Source organism: Zarconia sp. (assembly GCF_057467645.1).
Genome location: NZ_JBRJXU010000121.1, coordinates 14,801 through 32,066, shown reverse-complemented (window position 1 = coordinate 32,066; position 17,266 = coordinate 14,801). Strand labels below are relative to the sequence as shown.

At 50.1% G+C, this 17,266-nt stretch carries 13 protein-coding genes; 8 read left to right on the top strand and 5 right to left on the bottom strand.

What is annotated here, in order from left to right:
- Positions 1–1,174: serine/threonine protein kinase (locus AC2215_RS18580; protein WP_486811494.1), on the top strand; the 1,174-nt coding region annotated here is incomplete at its 5' end.
- A gap of 368 nt (positions 1,175–1,542) precedes the next feature.
- Here the strand turns inward: AC2215_RS18580 and AC2215_RS18575 are convergent.
- Positions 1,543–3,441, bottom strand: coding sequence for a hypothetical protein (locus AC2215_RS18575; RefSeq protein ID WP_486811493.1), 1,899 nt, complete (start codon positions 3,439–3,441; stop codon positions 1,543–1,545).
- A gap of 367 nt (positions 3,442–3,808) precedes the next feature.
- On the opposite strand from AC2215_RS18575, the gene AC2215_RS18570 reads away from it, so the two are divergent.
- Positions 3,809–5,818 (top strand): ankyrin repeat domain-containing protein, encoded by a 2,010-nt coding sequence (locus AC2215_RS18570; protein ID WP_486811492.1) that lies wholly within the window; start codon positions 3,809–3,811, stop codon positions 5,816–5,818.
- Between the two features lie 179 nt (positions 5,819–5,997).
- Here AC2215_RS18570 and topA read toward each other — a convergent pair whose 3' ends face one another.
- On the bottom strand, positions 5,998–8,688 hold the full coding sequence (gene topA, locus AC2215_RS18565) for a type I DNA topoisomerase (RefSeq protein WP_486811491.1): 2,691 nt from the start codon (positions 8,686–8,688) through the stop codon (positions 5,998–6,000).
- Between the two features lie 231 nt (positions 8,689–8,919).
- On the opposite strand from topA, the gene AC2215_RS18560 reads away from it, so the two are divergent.
- From AC2215_RS18560 to AC2215_RS18535, 6 genes are all read left to right on the top strand, one after another.
- A complete protein-coding gene (locus AC2215_RS18560) occupies positions 8,920–9,825 on the top strand; it encodes a right-handed parallel beta-helix repeat-containing protein (protein WP_486811490.1) in 906 nt (301 codons plus the stop codon).
- Between the two features lie 196 nt (positions 9,826–10,021).
- Positions 10,022–10,333: a hypothetical protein gene (locus tag AC2215_RS18555; protein ID WP_486811489.1), complete on the top strand. Its 312-nt coding sequence runs from the start codon at positions 10,022–10,024 to the stop codon at positions 10,331–10,333.
- 39 nt (positions 10,334–10,372) lie between these two features.
- A complete protein-coding gene (locus tag AC2215_RS18550) occupies positions 10,373–12,034 on the top strand; it encodes an FAD-dependent oxidoreductase (RefSeq protein WP_486811488.1) in 1,662 nt (553 codons plus the stop codon).
- Positions 12,035–12,239: 205 nt separating this feature from the next.
- Positions 12,240–13,004 carry a DUF928 domain-containing protein gene (locus AC2215_RS18545; RefSeq protein ID WP_486811487.1) on the top strand — a complete coding sequence of 255 codons (765 nt, stop codon included), beginning with the start codon at positions 12,240–12,242 and terminating at the stop codon, positions 13,002–13,004.
- An 81-nt stretch (positions 13,005–13,085) separates the two neighbouring features.
- Entirely contained in the window at positions 13,086–13,556 is a 471-nt protein-coding gene (locus AC2215_RS18540; protein ID WP_486811486.1) for a DUF2656 domain-containing protein, read from the top strand.
- A gap of 321 nt (positions 13,557–13,877) precedes the next feature.
- The gene (locus AC2215_RS18535) at positions 13,878–15,461 is read left to right on the top strand and encodes an NAD(P)H-hydrate dehydratase (RefSeq protein WP_486811485.1); all 1,584 of its coding nucleotides are present in this window, start codon (positions 13,878–13,880) and stop codon (positions 15,459–15,461) included.
- Between the two features lie 84 nt (positions 15,462–15,545).
- Here the strand turns inward: AC2215_RS18535 and AC2215_RS18530 are convergent, their stop codons facing one another.
- From AC2215_RS18530 to AC2215_RS18520, 3 genes are all read right to left on the bottom strand, one after another.
- Positions 15,546–16,310, bottom strand: coding sequence for an acyltransferase (locus AC2215_RS18530; protein ID WP_486811484.1), 765 nt, complete (start codon positions 16,308–16,310; stop codon positions 15,546–15,548).
- A gap of 99 nt (positions 16,311–16,409) precedes the next feature.
- The gene (locus AC2215_RS18525) at positions 16,410–16,826 is read right to left on the bottom strand and encodes a GNAT family N-acetyltransferase (protein ID WP_486811483.1); all 417 of its coding nucleotides are present in this window, start codon (positions 16,824–16,826) and stop codon (positions 16,410–16,412) included.
- A gap of 87 nt (positions 16,827–16,913) precedes the next feature.
- Entirely contained in the window at positions 16,914–17,261 is a 348-nt protein-coding gene (locus AC2215_RS18520; RefSeq protein ID WP_486811482.1) for a hypothetical protein, read from the bottom strand.
- Positions 17,262–17,266: the final 5 nt, after the last annotated feature.

Sequence of the window (17,266 nt, the reverse complement as noted above, 5' to 3'; positions counted from 1 at the left end):
TTCTCTAGTTCAGACCCATCTCGATGCAAAATCCCTCGAAACCCATCGCCAAAACGGACGTACTTTTAGCGAAGAAGAGGTTAAAGAAATTGCCGAGCAAGTGTTAGAAATTTTATCTTATTTGCACGAGCGCCATCCTCCCATTATTCACCGGGATATCAAACCGAGCAACATTCTCCTGGGCGATCGCAGCGCACACAATGTCGGTCGAGTATACTTGGTAGATTTCGGTGCGGTTCAGAACGTTGCAGCGACCCAAGGCGGCACGTTTACAGTGGTGGGAACCTATGGCTATATGCCACCGGAACAGTTCGGCGGACGCGGGGTTCCGGCATCGGATGTATACAGTTTGGGGGCCACGTTAATCTTTCTACTCACGGGGAAACATCCGGCGGATTTACCCCAACAGAATTTACGCATTCAATTTGAAGATGTTACCTCTTTGAGTTCCCAATTTAAGACCTGGTTGAGGCTCGCGATCGAACCGAGCATAGAACAGCGATTGAGTTCGGCAAAAAATGCTTTAACGGCTTTAAAACAACCGATACTAGAGGATGCGATCGTCTCCAAAGCCTCTTCCGGGAATTTAAAAATTGCTAGCCAACCCGCCGGGAGTAAAGTTCAACTCTTCAAAAATAAAAGTCAATTAGAAATTGTGATTCCCCCAAAAGGATTTCATGTGGGAATGGCACCACTCATTGGATTTGCATTTATCTGGAACTTGTTTCTGGTGAATTGGTATCGTATCGCTTTAACAAGTTTTGGATCGGGAGGATGGTTGATGGGCTTATTTTCGATCGGTCATCTTGGAGTAGGGGTTTGGTTGATTTGGCAGATTGTATTGACTTTATTCGGGGAGTCGAAGCTTTCGATTACCGAAGAAAAAATTTCTTTCACGCGCAAGATTTTCAATTTTAAATATCGCGTCACTCGTCCCGCTCTCCGACAGGATATTAGTGCGATCGAATTCAGTCGTTTTTATAGCGTATCAAACCGTAGAAACAGTCAAGCTCGATTAGCTCCGCACATTAAAGTTTGGGCGGGAACTAGCAAATTTGAAATTGGCTTAGGCTCTGCATTTGCAATGGGGTCCAGCCCTTTAAGCGAACCGGAAGTGGAATGGTTAGCCCAGGAATTAAGCCATTGGCTCAATTTACCGATATCAAGGAAATGAGTTAGAAATAACGCCATATGCAACTTGTTTATCCAAAACCTAACAAGACGAGGGGAATGGGAAAGGGGGAAGGGGGAATGGGGGATGTTTCGGCTCGCTCGCTATATGGTTTTACCTAAAGTTGCACACCGCGTAAATCGCAACGATCGCACTTGATGAAACGCACGATCGAACATATGATACAGCCAGGCCGTAGGGGCGAACGGCAGGCGCGCCCCTACCCTGCATTATTTATGAAGAACGATCGCCCCTAGTGGTCTGTCAATTAATAGCTAACGGGTAAAAAATATCGATGAAATCAAAACACGACGCGAGCAAGATGCTCGCACTACCCGTCAATTCAAATTTGACAAAGCTCTAGACTCAGACTAGACATTGTAGAACACATCCACTTCACCCACATCCGTCACGCCGTCAATGTCTTCATACGGAACCCCCACAGCTAAATCCGATCGACCGTCACCGTTGAAATCCCCCGCCGCTAAGCTGATGCCAAAGCGATCGTGAACTTCGGGGGGATTATCGTTGTCCGCGAGGTGATTTTGGGTGAGGAGGCGATCGCCCTGACTCGTGAGACGATTGTCAGAACCGCGCAAAACGTTCACCGCCCCGGAGTTCGTCGGCGTTGAAACAAACTCTTCCAAAGGCACCCCCACCCCGAGGTCGGTATACCCGTCGCCGTCGAAGTCACCGGTTGTGAGACTCCAACCAAAGTAATCCCCAAAGTCAGCCACACCCTGAACCCCAGCGCTATCTTGCGACCAGAATTGGTTTCCGGTGGCACTCAGGCGATTGTTAGAACCGTAGATGACATTCACCCCGCCAGCATAGGTGGAACTGCCGATATCCTCCGAGTAAGCCCCCGCCGCTAAATCGTCGGTGCCGTCGCCGTTAAAATCCCCGGCAGCCAAGCTAAAGGCAAAGCGATCGCCCGTTTCGGCAGTATCGGCAATGCCGGCACTGTTTTGATGCCAGGTTTGATGTCCGGTAGCCGTCAAGCGGTTGTTGGACCCGTAAATGACCGTTGCCGCCCCAGCATCTGCGATATTCCCCACGGATTCTCCCGGCGCGCCGATGGCCAAATCATCCACGCCGTCACCATTGAAGTCGCCAGAGGTCAAACTCGCCCCGAAGTTATCCCGCACTTCGGCTACGGAGTCGATAACCGGACTCTGTTGCGCCTGTCCGCTATTTTGATGCCAAGATTGGTCGCCAAAAGCCGTTAAACCCCCCGCAGCACCGTAAATAACGTTCACCGATCCGGCATCGGTGATGTCAAACACATCCTCTCCCGGCGCGCCGACGGCTAAATCCACGTAACCGTCACCGTTAAAGTCCCCGGTTGTCAGCGTCCTGCCGAAGTTATCCCCAGTTTCCGCCGTGCCGATGATACCGGGGCTATCTTGATGCCAGGATTGGTTGCCAGTGGCGGTTAAACCGGTTGCCGAACCGTAGATGATATTCACTTCTCCGGCATTATCCCGGTTGCCAGAACCCGTGAGGACATCGTTATGAGGAGCGCCGACGGCCAAATCGGTATACCCATCGCCGTTAAAGTCCCCAGCCGCTAAACTCGAACCGAAGGCATCCCCCGGACGGGCGATCGCTTGTAGCGGGGCGCTGGTTTGGGGCGCGAGGGTATTTTGATGCCAAATTTGGTCCCCCGTTGCCGTCAAACCGGAAGCCGAACCGTAGATGACGTTCACCGTACCGGCATCTTCGAGGTTGTTGACCGATTCCCCAGGAACCCCGGCCGCTAAGTCGAGATAGCCATCGCCGTTGAAGTCACCGGTGGCGATAACTTGTCCGAAACGATCGCTCGCTTCTGGTACGCCAATAATACCGTTACTGTCTTGAGAGAAAGCTCGATCGTTGGGAGTGCCGGGAATGGCAACAAGATCGTCAATTACCAGCGGTTCGGGTTCCCGTTGCGGTGCCGCCAGGTCGTCAATTTGAGGAGAGGGAGTCAGCGGTACGCCAATCAGGGGGTCGATACGACTATCGAGCGCAATATCGATCTCGTTGGGTTCGATTCCGACGAACGCAGAAGGCTCGCCACCGAGAAGAATTTCATCGACGCTGGGAGTTTCCAGCAAACGGTTGCCCGATTCTGACAAGGGGTCGCCCCCCGTTGCGGCGGGGACGTTCGGGAGTCGCAATCCCGCATCAGTATCGGGGAAACCCGCAAACCCCATCAATTCGTGACTTCCATCGGCACCGAGTAAGTTCGCGGAGCGATCGCCGGAAAACATCATCTCTTCGTTCATGATTATTTCTAGGTTGAAGTGTGTTGCAGTGGATTGGAATCTGGCAATGCAGCGTATCGAGTCTGGCGATTTATCTTTCTGTTGCGTGATAGGTTGGGGCGATCGTCAATTTATGCGCTTGCTGGGGAGATGGGGTGATGGGGTGATGGGGTGATGGGGTGATGGGGAGACAAGGGATATGCGTGAATGATTTGAAATCTTGGCTGGGAGGGAAGCACGGAATTTGCCACAGAGGAGAATTTGCAGGTTCTTTAGCTTTCTCTGCCTGCCGACATCGATATCCTCATGGGTTAGCGTCGAGATATAGCAACCGCCCTCACCGCTTTGGTGCGATTGCTAGAACAAATGAGAGGATGAAGCTGAGTCCATGTCCTTTAGAAAAGCGATCGCCGCCAATAATCTCGAAAAAGTTAAACAACTTTTGGCAAGCGAAGCCGATGTGAACCAAGAAAATCGAGAAGACTTAGACTACTTCCTGGAGCGAGCTGCCGAGTTAGGTCATTGGGAAATTGTTAAAGCCTTTCTGGAAGCGGAACCGTCTGCACGAGGATATGGAGCGGCTCTTAAATGTGCAGCTTGGCGCAATTGCCCAGAAGCGGTTAAATCCCTAGTCAAGTGCCGTAACGATTTTGGCGATCGGCTGCCATTCTACAACGAAGCTCTGAATGCTGCGGCATTGTTGGGATTGACCAATATTATTCAGATTTTGCTCCATGCGGGAGCAGATATTAACGCATGCGATGGGAGACAAGGAACTCCGTTACATCGCGCTGCCCAAGATGGTCGTATTCCATTGGCTCAATTTCTGTTAAAGTCCGGTGCGGCGATCGATTCGAGAAATGAAGACCAGAGAACGCCGTTAATGTCTGCCATTTGGGAAGACCAAACCCCGATGTTTGAGTTATTACTTTCAGCCGGCGCAGATATTAACGTCCGAGATTCCCAAGGAGAAACGCCACTGATGCTGGCAATTCAGCGCGGCCGACAGACCATCAGCGAGCGGTTAATTGAAGTTGGGGCAAATCTCGATCTGGCAGACAACGAGGCTTTGACGGCGCTGATGTTTGCCGTCGAGAGGGGTCACAAAACGATTGTCGAACACCTCATCGCGGCTGGTGCGGATATCAACCTCTGCGATCTCCATGGCAACAATGCCCTAACCCATGCCGAGAAAGACCGCTGGCAAATTTCGACCCTCGCTCCACCACCCTCAGAACTGCCCCCAAAAGTGGTGAAAGGACCGAGCGATTTGGAAAAGAGCGAGTATTTCCAGATGCTCAAAAAACAACAAACACTGCGCCGCCGAGAGCAAATTGCCCAAATCTTGCGGCAGGCCGGAATTCAGGAGCGAGGACTCGAAGAACTGGCATTAATTCAAGCAACCGAACGGGGCAGACTCGAAATTGTCGAAGCCCTCCTCAATACGGGAGTCAACCCTAACCACATCGATCCCAACAGTCGAATTGCCTTAATTTGTGCCGCCACCCAAGGCGATGGGGCGATCGTCTCGGCATTACTCGCAGCCGGTGCCAACCCCGATATACGCCTCGATGGCGGTCGAACGGCAACGATCGCCGCCGCCGCAAAGGGTTATTGGGATATTATCTGGATGCTGCTCGAAGCGGGAGCTAATCCGCATTTGGGGGAGTACGAAACTGAAGTCTATGAGGGCCACCAAGCGATCGACTACGCTCAAAGACTCGGGCACTGGGATGTGGTGGGGTTGCTGCGGGAGATGGGAGGAAAGCGACGGCGCAAACACCCCGTGGAATCCTGGCGCGGCGTAGATTCGATCGACGTATCCGATTGTTTAATGTTGGTGCGGGCCTCTGTTGAAGCTGTTGCCGAAGCCTTTGCTTGCATCAGAAATGCTGCCATCTGGGAGCGAGATGTTTTCGAGAAAGAAGTGGAACTCACGAATTGCTGTTTTGAGGTGTTTCAGTTTACAGGTCATCCGTGGACGATCGTGCGCCAGTCTCATATCCGAGAGGAATCCCTAACCATGCAAGATGCCGCAGAACTCTCAGATTTATTGAGCACCCAAGCCATTGGCTATGAGACTAGCAAATCCTGCGATCTAGTTTGCTACGAGTTTTTCGAGTCGGGTCAACTGCTCGAACGGTTCTCCACTCTGTTTAGCCCTCACGAGTTTGAATCCCAACTGCGCCAGGTGGATATCCATAACATCGATGATTTTGATGAGTTTGAATTTGTCGATGCCTTCATACGTTCCCAAAATGCTTATATTCCAGCGATTCGTTCCCTCCCTGGTGCGTATCGTGGATGGGAACCGGGCGATCGAGCGAGATTATGCATCGAGGGGTTAGATCCAGACGATTTGCGGATGGATTACGTGGCAGTTCGATCGCAAACTTGACGCCGTCATATTACTTTTCGTTATTAACGCGGTGTGCAACTTTAAGCAAAGCCATATGGCAAGCGAGTCGAAAAATCCCCCATTCCCCATTCCCCATTCCCCATTCCCCCGTGCGGTCAGATTTTGGATAAACAAGTTGCACATGACGTTATTAGTACTGTGACAAAAATGAGTGTCATTCAACTTTCGGGGGATTGGAGAGATGGCATTTCACCAAATTTAGGTGACCACCAACGTTCTCGCGACCAAAAAAACGCCACATCCTGACATTTGTCTCGCCGATGTTTGTACTCAGAACAGCGCAACATTTTTTTCTCAACCCCATCTTTGGTATAAGTATATTCTTCTAGGGGAAGCTGACAGACGGGGCAGTTATAGGACGTTAGTTTTTGCGGTTGAGGGGTATAGGGTAATTGATATTTCTGGTGTTTCTCCGACCAAAACATCACCGCATCGCATCCACCGCCATGAACTCCGCATTTAAGGAAATGGTCGGCAGATAGTTTTTGGGATTTGCTAAAAACTTTACTCATAAAACTGCCGCATTTCGGGCAATTAATATTAGTAATTTCCGGGGTTTTAGCCTTGGATTTCGATCGCTTTTTCTGACGAGATCGCCGTTGGGGAGACTTGGGGGTTTCGATCGGTTGTTCCCACCAGTTTTTTCCCGTCGTTGAGGAAGATGTATTCTTCGCTGTACTTTTCTTTTTTGTTTTAGTCGTATTTTTTGCGCGATCGCCGTAGGGAAGTTCGTATTCCTGCCGTTTATCCGACCAAAACATTACCGCATCACAGCCGCCTTTAGTTTTTTCGCATTTGAGAAAATGGTCTGCTGCCAGCTTCTTAGATTTTGAGGGTATCTTACTCATCCAGTGACCGCATTTGGGGCACATTATTTGAGGGACGTTGACGGTTTTCTGAGATAGTATTTGAGTGGATGAATCAGTTTGAACTTGAGGGCGAGTGCCAACGTTCTCTCCTAGAATATTTGCTAATTTTTCTAACTTTTGACTTGACTCTTTGTCACTTCCATGATTTTTAGCCGCTCTTTGAACATCCGGCAACGGTTGATATTGATAGGTACTCGCTTTCTGGGTTGCCTGGATTAAAGCCGGTGCGAAATAATTGCGATACCAAGCATTAAGATAGCCCTCCCAATTTTCATTTCCTTCGGCGATCGCATCTAAGGTCGATTCCATTTTTGCCGTAAACTCCGGCTGCAATAAATCTGGGAGTGCTTGCATTAAAAACTGGTCGACTTCTAATCCTAACTGCGTCGGTTGTAACTTCTTCCCTTGAATACTTTGGACGTATTTTCGCTCTTTTAAGGTTTTAATCGTCGGGGCGTAGGTACTCGGTCTGCCGATGCCCTTTCGTTCCATTAACTGCACCAGTTTCGGTTCGGTATAACGCGGTGGGGGTTGAGTTTGTTTCTTTTCCGAGTCTGCTTTTTTCAGCGTCAGAGATTGCCCTTCTTGTAGGGTGGGTAAATGAGTATCCGAGCTGATATTATTCCAGTAGCGCGTATACCCGGCAAACCTCAAAATCTGCCCCCGCGCTTCCCAGAAAACCTCTCCCGATCGAGTCACAACGCGGGTTTTTTGTAACTGCGCCGGACGGGATTGAGAGGCGATCGCCCGATTCCAAATGAGGTGATATAACTTCCCTTCATCGCTTCCCAATTGCGTTAAACTCTCTGGGGTATTTTCAACATTAGTAGGGCGTATCGCTTCGTGGGCTTCCTGCGCCCCAGATTTCGATCGATACTTCTTCGCCGTTGGGGGAACATTTTCCCGATCGTTTGCTTCCAACCACCGTCGCGCCGCCGCGCAAAATTCCGGACTCAGGGCAACAGAATCCGTTCGCATATAGGTAATATGCCCCTTTTCATAGAGGGTTTGCGCCACTTTCATGGTTTTATCGGAACCCCATTTAAGGCGAGAACCCGCAGCTTGTTGGAGGGTGGAGGTGGTAAAGGGCGGAGGCGGATTGCGGCTGGTATTTTTACTTTCGATTTTGACGACAGAATGGGGATGCGATCGGGCAATTTCGACGAGTCGATCGGCTTCAGCTTGGGTGGAAACGCGATCGGATTCGGGTTTCTCTTTCGACTTTTCAGCAGCATCATCTTCTTTCTGGGTTGCGGTCTGTTTTGAGGTCGGATTTAAACTTTTGCGATAAAACGCTTTAAACCCTTCTTGATATTCAACCCAAACACTCCAGTAATCTTGGGGAACGAAGGTGACGATTTCCGTTTCCCGCAGGCAAATTAGATGCAACGCTGCACTCTGAACTCGCCCCATGGATTTTGCCCCATTTCTGAGTTTCCACAGTAGCGGAGACCCCTTGTAGCCTACCAGTTTATCCAAGCAAGCGCGGGCGCGTCCGGCTGCTATCAGGTTGGCGTCGAGGGGTCTGGGGCGGGCGATGGCTTGCCGGACGGCGGATTGAGTAATCTCGCTGTAGGTGACGCGCAGGGGGTTGCGGATGCGAAGTTCCTGCTGCAAATGCCAGGCAATGGTTTCTCCTTCTCGATCGGGATCGGTGCCCAAATACACTTGGGAAGCTGTTTTGAGGGCGTTGCGCAACTCCGCCAGGGTCTTTTTGCCGCGTGGTCCTCGGGGTTGGTAGCGACAGTAAACCCGATCTCCGGTCAGATCGAATCCCAACGAGTCTTCACCATCACTTGCCAGTTCCCGAACATGTCCCATACTGGCTTTCACGATCCAGCCAGAACCGAGAATTTGGCTGAGTTTTTTCAGCTTTCCCGGCGATTCGATGAGCAGTAGATTGGTCATGGCACCGCGCAGTTGGGATGTTGAGGGAACTTGACCGATCGATATCAATATCGAGATCGAGTCGATCTGCATGAATTTGGCTCTTATTTTATCTGACGTTGTGCCGATCGGTTTTCCCGGACTCAGCTTCTGTCACGATCGAGGGGAGAGTTGGCGATCGCCTTCATATTTTCCGACTCCCCATGACGATTTTTTCTAGTAAAATGGGATAACTTTTTAGGAGGTATAACTTTTGCGTCTTTGGGCGCAAACATTAAAAAATAAGTAAATTTTTATTTCATGAAAATCCGGGGTGTCAATGTTATGAAACAATACAATCGACGATTTTTTCTTCGCAGTGGAATTGCAATTTTCTGCGGGTATTGGGCAACGGCAAAATATCGAACCCTAGCTGCAGAAAATGTCGTTTCCGTGAGTACCGCAGCAGAATTCATGGAAGCGATCGCCCCGAACCGCACCATCGAAGTGAATCCAGGCAGCTACGTCCTCTCGGATTTAGTCGATCGCCCCGTGAATGAGTATGCGCGTTTCAACGAAGTGTTTGACGGTGAAGAACTGGTGATTTCTGGGGTAGAAAACCTGAAAATTGTCGGGTTGGGCGATCGACCGCCTAAAATTCTCACCAGTCCTCGCTATGCCGATGTTTTAAGCTTCGTCAACTGCCGCAATATTACCTTAGAAAATATCGAATCCGGTCACTCACCGGATTTGGGAAGCTGTACGGGGAGCGTTTTGAGTTTTGAGAATTGCGAGGGTATCGATATCGATGGCTGTATTTTATTTGGCAGTGGGATGATGGGAATTGATGCCAAAACCACCCAGAATTTAACGTGCAAAAATACAGTAATTAAAGAGTGTACCTATTATATTCTATCACTTCAAGACACCAAAACGATTAAGTTTGAATCTTGTGAGTTTTACAATAACCAACAATATAAAATGGCGATTGTCCGAGATTCGAGAGATGTAGAATTCGATCGATGCGAGTTTAGTAATAATCGAGTCGTTTGGGATGAATCCTGGAGTTCGATCGACCCCGATAGTTATTCTTTCTTCGTCATTTCCGATAGCTCGCCGGTAATTTTGCGTCAATGTCGGTTTGAAGGAAATCGCGCCCCCTATTTTGTATCCGATCGAGATGCGATCGTCCTCATCGATACGGAATTTGCGGATAATAATTATTTTCCCGAAGATGTTTCTCAGTTTTGATGGATATAGCGAGATTCACCGTAGTTAGGACACTTCTAACAATCGTATCTTTGGAAACACGAGCAAGATTTTTGTGCTCACCCACACGCTTCGCGAACGCACTATTATTGTCCTAACCCGACGGAATACGGCTATAAGATGCGCCGAGGCGATTTTGAACTCGGAATCGGTAAAATCGATCGTTGCTGTCAACGCAATGCTCGTTAGACTCGATGCAATCTGTTCGAGCATTGGCATCAAGCAAGATCGATCGCGCTTTAGGCTAAAGGTAGATACCCTCCAAGGGTTGGCAGGCAGTTTTTTGTGGGGAGATGGCACTTTCATCCAAGTTATTGAACTGCCCACCCTACAAATTTATACGACTCATCTTCACCGCCTCACCGCGTCACTGTGTCAGTCAAATGCTGCTCGCGATTCACCCGCATCTCAAAAACTGACTCCCGTAAGTGCCCCCCAGCCACAAAAAAATTCGCCGAGATCGGTTGAGTCGAGAGCCATTCTACCCTAGGCTTGTACTGGTAAACTTTGCCCGAAAATCGGTCATTTCATGCTGCTGAGCCTCAAAAAACTGCTGGTTTTCCCTATAGTCTTTCTTGCATTGCGATTTTTTTTGCCCTACTTAGGTTTAGAAAGTGAGGTTCGTTCTGAAGCAGATGTGACTCCTCCAATCGCCCAACTCCAAGCAGAAAAAACCATCAAAGACGCCATCGAAGAACCCATCGAAAATCCAGTGGCATCGTTACGCTTGAAAAATGTAGATGTACTGGTATATGGGGATGAATTACCCGGAGTTTGTGCGGCGATTTGGGCCAAAAAGCAACTGGGAGATGCGGGAAAAGTTGTCCTGGCGCGATCGAATGGGGAAAAGGAACAATTTGGCGGACTGGTATCGAGAGGAGGATTGGCATTTCTCGATCTCGATAAAACCTATTGGGATATTCAACCCTCTGCTCAATGTTGGCTGCAATTTTTACAAAAAGCGAATGTTTGGGAATCTTGCGTGGATGCCCAAAATACCGATCGCGCCATTCGAGAAATGCTGGTGGAAGCAGGAGTTGAAGTCATTTCAGATGCCTCCCTGGTTCCCCGCGTTAAAGACAAAAACATTCGCTATGTCGATATCGAAAATCGCCAACTGCGGATTTTTGCGTCGGCTTATATCGATGCGACTCAAGATGCTCAATTCGCCATCAATGCTGGCGTTCCTTATTGGCAAGGGTTCGAGTCTCAAGAAGCCAGTTTAGCCGAATCTACCCTGTCGGTTTCTGTGGTTCCGGTGATTTCTGGGGTCACCATTGACGATATTAAATATTTAGAACAGTCACTTCAATCCGATCCGCAACTACTGGCTCAAATTGAAGAAGAAATTTTTGCCCTCCATGGGGTCAATGGGTCGAAATTTATCATGGCAAATTTCGATAAACCCATCTATCAACCTTATCTCGATGGCTATTTAGTACTCAGTGCGGTTCTCGGCGGCGCGTACCACCTCGATCGCAATATTCCCTTTACCTTTTCGTCGATGGATAGCCTCTTTTTCGATAAGGCGAATATTTGTGCCCTCGAAGATGGATCGTTATCTTGGAACGGCTTCTTATTTAAACTCAACACAACTCAAGTTCGCGCGATCGAACAAAATAATTTTCGCCCGACGGACTCAATGTTAAATTCGATGAACGAGCTTGAGTTTTGGTTGCAGGAACAATTTGGAAATGAGGCAATCGATGTTTATATTCCCCCAGAAATTTACGTGCGTCAAAGTGTCAATGTCAGCGAAGTGGTCGATACCCTCACCGGCCGAGAAATTGTCAAAGGGGGAACCGCACCGGAAAATTCGATTGGTAGTTTTTCCTACGAATTTGACTTTCGCGGCGGGGTGAATGGTCTCTCAATTTCTATTCCGCCCATGCCGATTTTTAACTTTGGCATCGAACACGGACTGGCTAAAAATATCGAGAATTTAGCGATTGTCGGACGCGCTTCGGGATACGAGGGAATTGCTGTTTCTGTCGGGCGAATTAATACGGTTAATACCTATCACGGTCAGGGACTGGGTGTGGCGGCAGCCCTAGCAGTTCAGTCGGAAGTCCCTTTGAATTCGATCGTCTCTTCTCAAGTGCGACAAACCCTCGAAAATATGACGGGATTAACCACTCAGTTTTATGGGGTGGAAACTCAGCCCGATATCGATAAAACGAATATTCGGTAGTGATTAGAGTGCAAGTATTCAACCCTCAGCTTTGAGCTAAAAAGTCTGGATCTCGGTCAGTTTAAAAGTGTCCGGTTCGAGCGCGTCGATTAAAGTCCTCGATCGTCCCTTTTCCCGAACTAGCGTTACAAAATTCGATCGATCCGGCTTATTATCCCAAAACAGCGTATATTCAAATGCACCGAGCGCGCTTTGAGAAACATTTATGGCGAAAACCAAACTGCACGCATTTATCTTGGCATTGGTGTCGATCGTTCTTTTTGTTTTTATCGTCATCGGTTGGCACGCCCCATCCTATCCCGTTGAGTTCAACCCACCCGATCGCGGCGCGCCGGGACGCTTGGTGGGGGCGGGAACGCGCTTCTCGGAACCACCGATTGGCACGCGGAGCGGTTCGAGTCCGCGTCAAGTGGACATCGCGATCGATGGTGAAATATTAGAGTGTCCCTTCACTGCCTTAGTTCCCAAACTCGGTACGGACAACTACGGTCTCACCCTGGATGAATATCCCACATTTTTTATTCATATCCCCAAAATTCCAGCAGCGACGATCGAATTTACCCTCATCGATGAAAAGGGCGCACTTATCTATCAAACTCGCTATCCGATTGCCGAACGAGATGCCACCTTCGGGATTCGCCTCCCGCGCCATAGCAACTTGCCACCGCTGAATATCGGGCAGGTCTATACCTGGCAAGTGTCCCTAGAATCCGAATCGAGTTCGATGAGGGTGGTGCGCGGTGAAATTGAACGGTTCGAGGCAACTTCGGAATTTGCCAAAGACCTAGAGGAGGCAACCCCAGCCGGAAAAGTGACGCTGTACGCCGAAACCAGCCTTTGGTACGATGCCGTTAAGGCATTAGCCGATCTGCGGCGAGACGATCCCGACAACCCGCAACTCAGGGCGGATTGGATCGCGCTAATGAATGCAGTGGAGTTGGCTGATATTGCCGAGAAGCCCCTTCTGTAGTCTCAGTCCCCAGTTTAAACTTCCAGTTTAAACCCCCAGTTTCAATCTCCCAAATCAAGGCGAAGCGATCGCCTCCATGCTATGACAGAATCACTGACCGGGCGAATGCTCCTCTCTCACAATTTCGACCTTCAAGAAGAGATCGTCCCCCAACTGACTCGCGAACAGTTTGTGGGGGTATTTGCACAAGGGTTGGCTTCTCGCGACGATGTGACCTGCCTTGGCATCGAACATCCCCATTGGATCGTCGAGATTCGCTTCGATGGCGATCGCATTTCTCCCGAAGAAGTGGGCGAACTTTGCGCGACGGTACTCCTAGAAAAGCGGCAAACCCAAAAATTGCCCGATCGCCCCTTCCCCCACATCCTCATCCTCGCTGGCTGCAAAACGACACCCGCATCGAGTCCATCTCCTACTGCCTTACAACCGGGACAATGGGGAGTGGATGTGGTGGAAACTCCCGATGCCGATGCGTTCTTGCAAGCTTTGGGTTGGGAAGCCGCCATTGCTGGCAAAGCCCCGGATGCGGTGTTTAAAGTCGAACGACGTTAGGGAGAATTCGGAAGCGCGGAATTCGGAATTCGGAGTTCGGAAAGGGGAGACAAGGAGACAAGGGAGAGGAGAATTATTCAATTCACCATTAGACATTCCCCGTTCCGGTGTTCCCTATTCCCAACTTATGACTTATTACCTATTAACGCAGTGTGCAACTTTAGGTAAAACCATATGGCGAGCGAGCCGAAAAATTCCCCCTTCCCCCTTCCCCATTCCCCTCGTATTGTTAGGTTTTGGATAAACAAGTTGCACATGGCGTTATTACTTATTACTTAAAAATATCCCCAACGTTTCCACTCGTTCGCATGAGCTGTGAAGATGAAATCCGAATCCAATCGCCGCGAGAAAATCGATCGCACCGTTGTTAGCGCCGCTCAAATGAGGGCGATCGAAGAACTGGTTTTTGAGGCGGGGATGCCCGTTGCCGCTTTGATGGAAAAGGTTGCCGGGGCGATCGCCCGTCGGATTTGTGCCCTCTACCCATCGCCGATGCGGGTGGGAATTCTGGTGGGGCCGGGTCATAATGGCGGCGATGCCCTGGTGGTGGCGCGGGAGTTACACTTTCAGGGCTATGCGGTGGCGATCTACCGTCCCTTTTCTAAAAGTAAGTCCCTCACCCAACAACACGCCCGATACGTCGAGAGTTTGGGGATCGAATTGAGCGATCGCCCCGAGGGATTGTTTGAGTGCGATGTCATTGTCGATGGGTTGTTCGGATTTGGCTTGACGCGGGCGCTGAAGGGAGACATTGCCGAAACCATCGATCGCATCGCCGAGGCTTCGATTCCCGTCGTGAGTATCGATTTGCCCTCGGGGTTGCACACCGATACTGGAAAAGCCCTGGGAACAGCCATTCGCGCCACCCAGACGTTATGCCTGGGGTTGTGGAAACTGGCGTTTTTTCAAGATTGCGCCCTGGAATACCTCGGGGAAGTCGAGTTAATCGATTTCGATCTGCCCCTGAAAGATATCGAAGCGGTTTTGGGAACCTCCCCCCACCTCCAACGCCTCACCGCCGCGACTGCCAAAGATGCGCTACCCCTACCGCGTCCCCGACGAACTCACAAGTACGATCGCGGTCATTTGCTGCTGGTGTGCGGTTCGAGTCGCTACTCCGGCGCGGCGATATTAGCAGGGTTGGGGGCGCGATCGAGTGGTGTGGGGATGCTATCGGTGGCAGTGCCGGAGTCGTTGAAACCGATGCTCAACGATCGCCTTCCCGAAGCATTGATTATCGGCTGTCCGGAGACAGAAACCGGGGCGATCGAACGTTTGAGCGCCGAAATCGATGTCGATCGCTACGATGCGATCGCCTGCGGACCGGGATTGACAAAATATGCGATTCATGCATTAGAAGCGGTTTGGGGGGCGCCCTGCCCGATTCTGTTAGATGCCGATGGTTTGAATATTCTCGTGCAATTGGGAACGTTTTTACCCAAAGAAGCGCCCTTACTGCTGGCGGGGGAAAGCGGATTGCGAGGGGCGCAGACGGTCTTTACCCCCCATCCGGGAGAGTTTCGCCGCCTGTTTCCCGAACTCGTCGAACATTTGGAGGATGCACCCACAGCTGCAAAAACCGCCGCCCAGCAGAGTGGGGCGATCGTCGTTCTCAAAGGGGCGCGATCGGCGATCGCCCACCCCGACGGCACGGTTTGGTTGAATGCAGAAAGTACGCCAGCCCTGGCACGGGGCGGTACCGGGGATGTCCTCACCGGACTGGCGGGGGGACTGATGGCGCAAGGGGCAAAACAACAAGATTCGATCGCCCCCAAGGTCTGCGCGGCGGTTTGGTGGCACGCCCAAGCCGGTATTCTGGCGGCAAAAGAGCGATCCCAATTGGGGGTGGATGCTTTTACCCTTACTCAGTATTTGAGTCGAGTTTCGGGTGAGGGTCGGGTGTAGGGTGTGGGGTGTGGGGTGTGGGGAACATTTAATTGAATAATTCTCCTCTCCCTTGTCTCCCCCTCTCCCGATCTCCCACTCCCCCTAAGCCGATTCTGGGGAGACAACGGGTTCGCGCGTTTTTATGACTTTAGCCGGTACGCCCACAGCAACGGCATAATCGGGTAAATCTTTCGTGACCACCGCCCCGGCACCGACGATGCATCCTTTGCCAACCTTCACGCCATCGAGAACGATCGCCCCAGCCCCCAGCCACACGTCATCGCTAATCACCACCGGTCCTTGGGTGTACACCCCCTGTTCCATCATCGGAATATCCAAGCGATCGCCGATATAACGCCCGCCACCGAGGTAACAGTTCCCAGCAATCAAAACCGAACTGCCAATCTCGATGCCACCGCCAGAAGAGAGAATGACGTTGCAACCCAGGTCTGTTTTGTTGCCGATCGAAACCGGGCCGGTTTTGCCCTGAATCACGCAGTTGCGAGAGACGATCGTATTATCGCCGAGGGTAATTCCTTCCTCCCCAGCACCACTCGCATCGAGCAAAACGTAGTCGTCGATGGCAACACCGCGACCGAGGGTAATGCGTCGGGGATGGCGAATTACCATCCCTTTGCCTAAAATCGTGCCCCCTCCCATGGATTTGAAAAATTTTTTATAGGCGATTTTTCGCAGCAAATATCCCGCACTTCCCGATAAATTTCCAAAGAAGAGATTGGCCAGTTCGTATTTGGCAAATGCCAATAGGTTATCGTCACCTAAGACTTTATCTTGATATCGTTTGAGTAACGAGACGTTGGCTTGAGTGAGCTGTTCGGATAAGGGGGTTTTGTCGATCGTTTTCATATATTTAACTCTCGATATTTCGATAACTCGTTTTTATTTTAACGAAATAAAAAAATAGATCGACAATATATTTATAAATTTATAAGTATGAATTCATTTTTATAAATTGATTGCGAAGTGAAAGGCTTCAATTTTCATTTTATTTCTAAAGTAAAATTGATGTGCTTTTGGGTTTTGAATACTGCTATTCAAACGCAAGGAATGACAGCGCTTTTCTCGGGCGTAGTCGATTAACCAGTCGAACAAAATACGGCTGTAACCGGAAGCATATTCAGAGGTTTCGCCAATCCAATCATCTAAGTAAAGGACTCGAGTGCGAGCTAAGGTTGGCAGAAGATAAAATCCTGCGACCGCCTCAATCTTATCGTCTTCTAAATACACAAAATGATATCCGCAGGTTTGCTGTTCTCGGATGTATCGAACGAACTGGGCGCAATTGCCAATGTCTCGCCACCGCGCCACCATCGGATAACATCCCTCGATGTCTGCCTCCGAACTCGCCAGTTGAATTTTCATCCGAATTGTAACTCCTTGGATTATTTGGGCTTTTCGATGCACGCCCGATTCTATGATATTTGAGCGTTCTTTTCGATCGAATCCCCCTTACCAAAGGGTGCGGATCGGTGCTGCTTTGTTGGATAGATTGAGATTGGGGGAATCAGAACGATGTCCGTTCGTCGTCCCAAATGGAGGGCGGTTGGTGGTAGATGGCGTAGAGCTATATCGTGGCGCACCGGCCAGATTTTCGCAAGCAATGCCATCGGAATCGTTTTCGAAACCGAAGGGCTTGCCTCGATCGACATGCAAAACATCCTGCACTTCTTGCCAATTCCTGAAATTGCCACCGTTGTAACCTCCGCTAACGCACGCCGGTAAGTTTCGACTGGGTTGGGTGAAGACACAAAGACTTGGGGTTCCCAGGAACAGAGCAGTTCCGATGGCAACACCCATAGAGA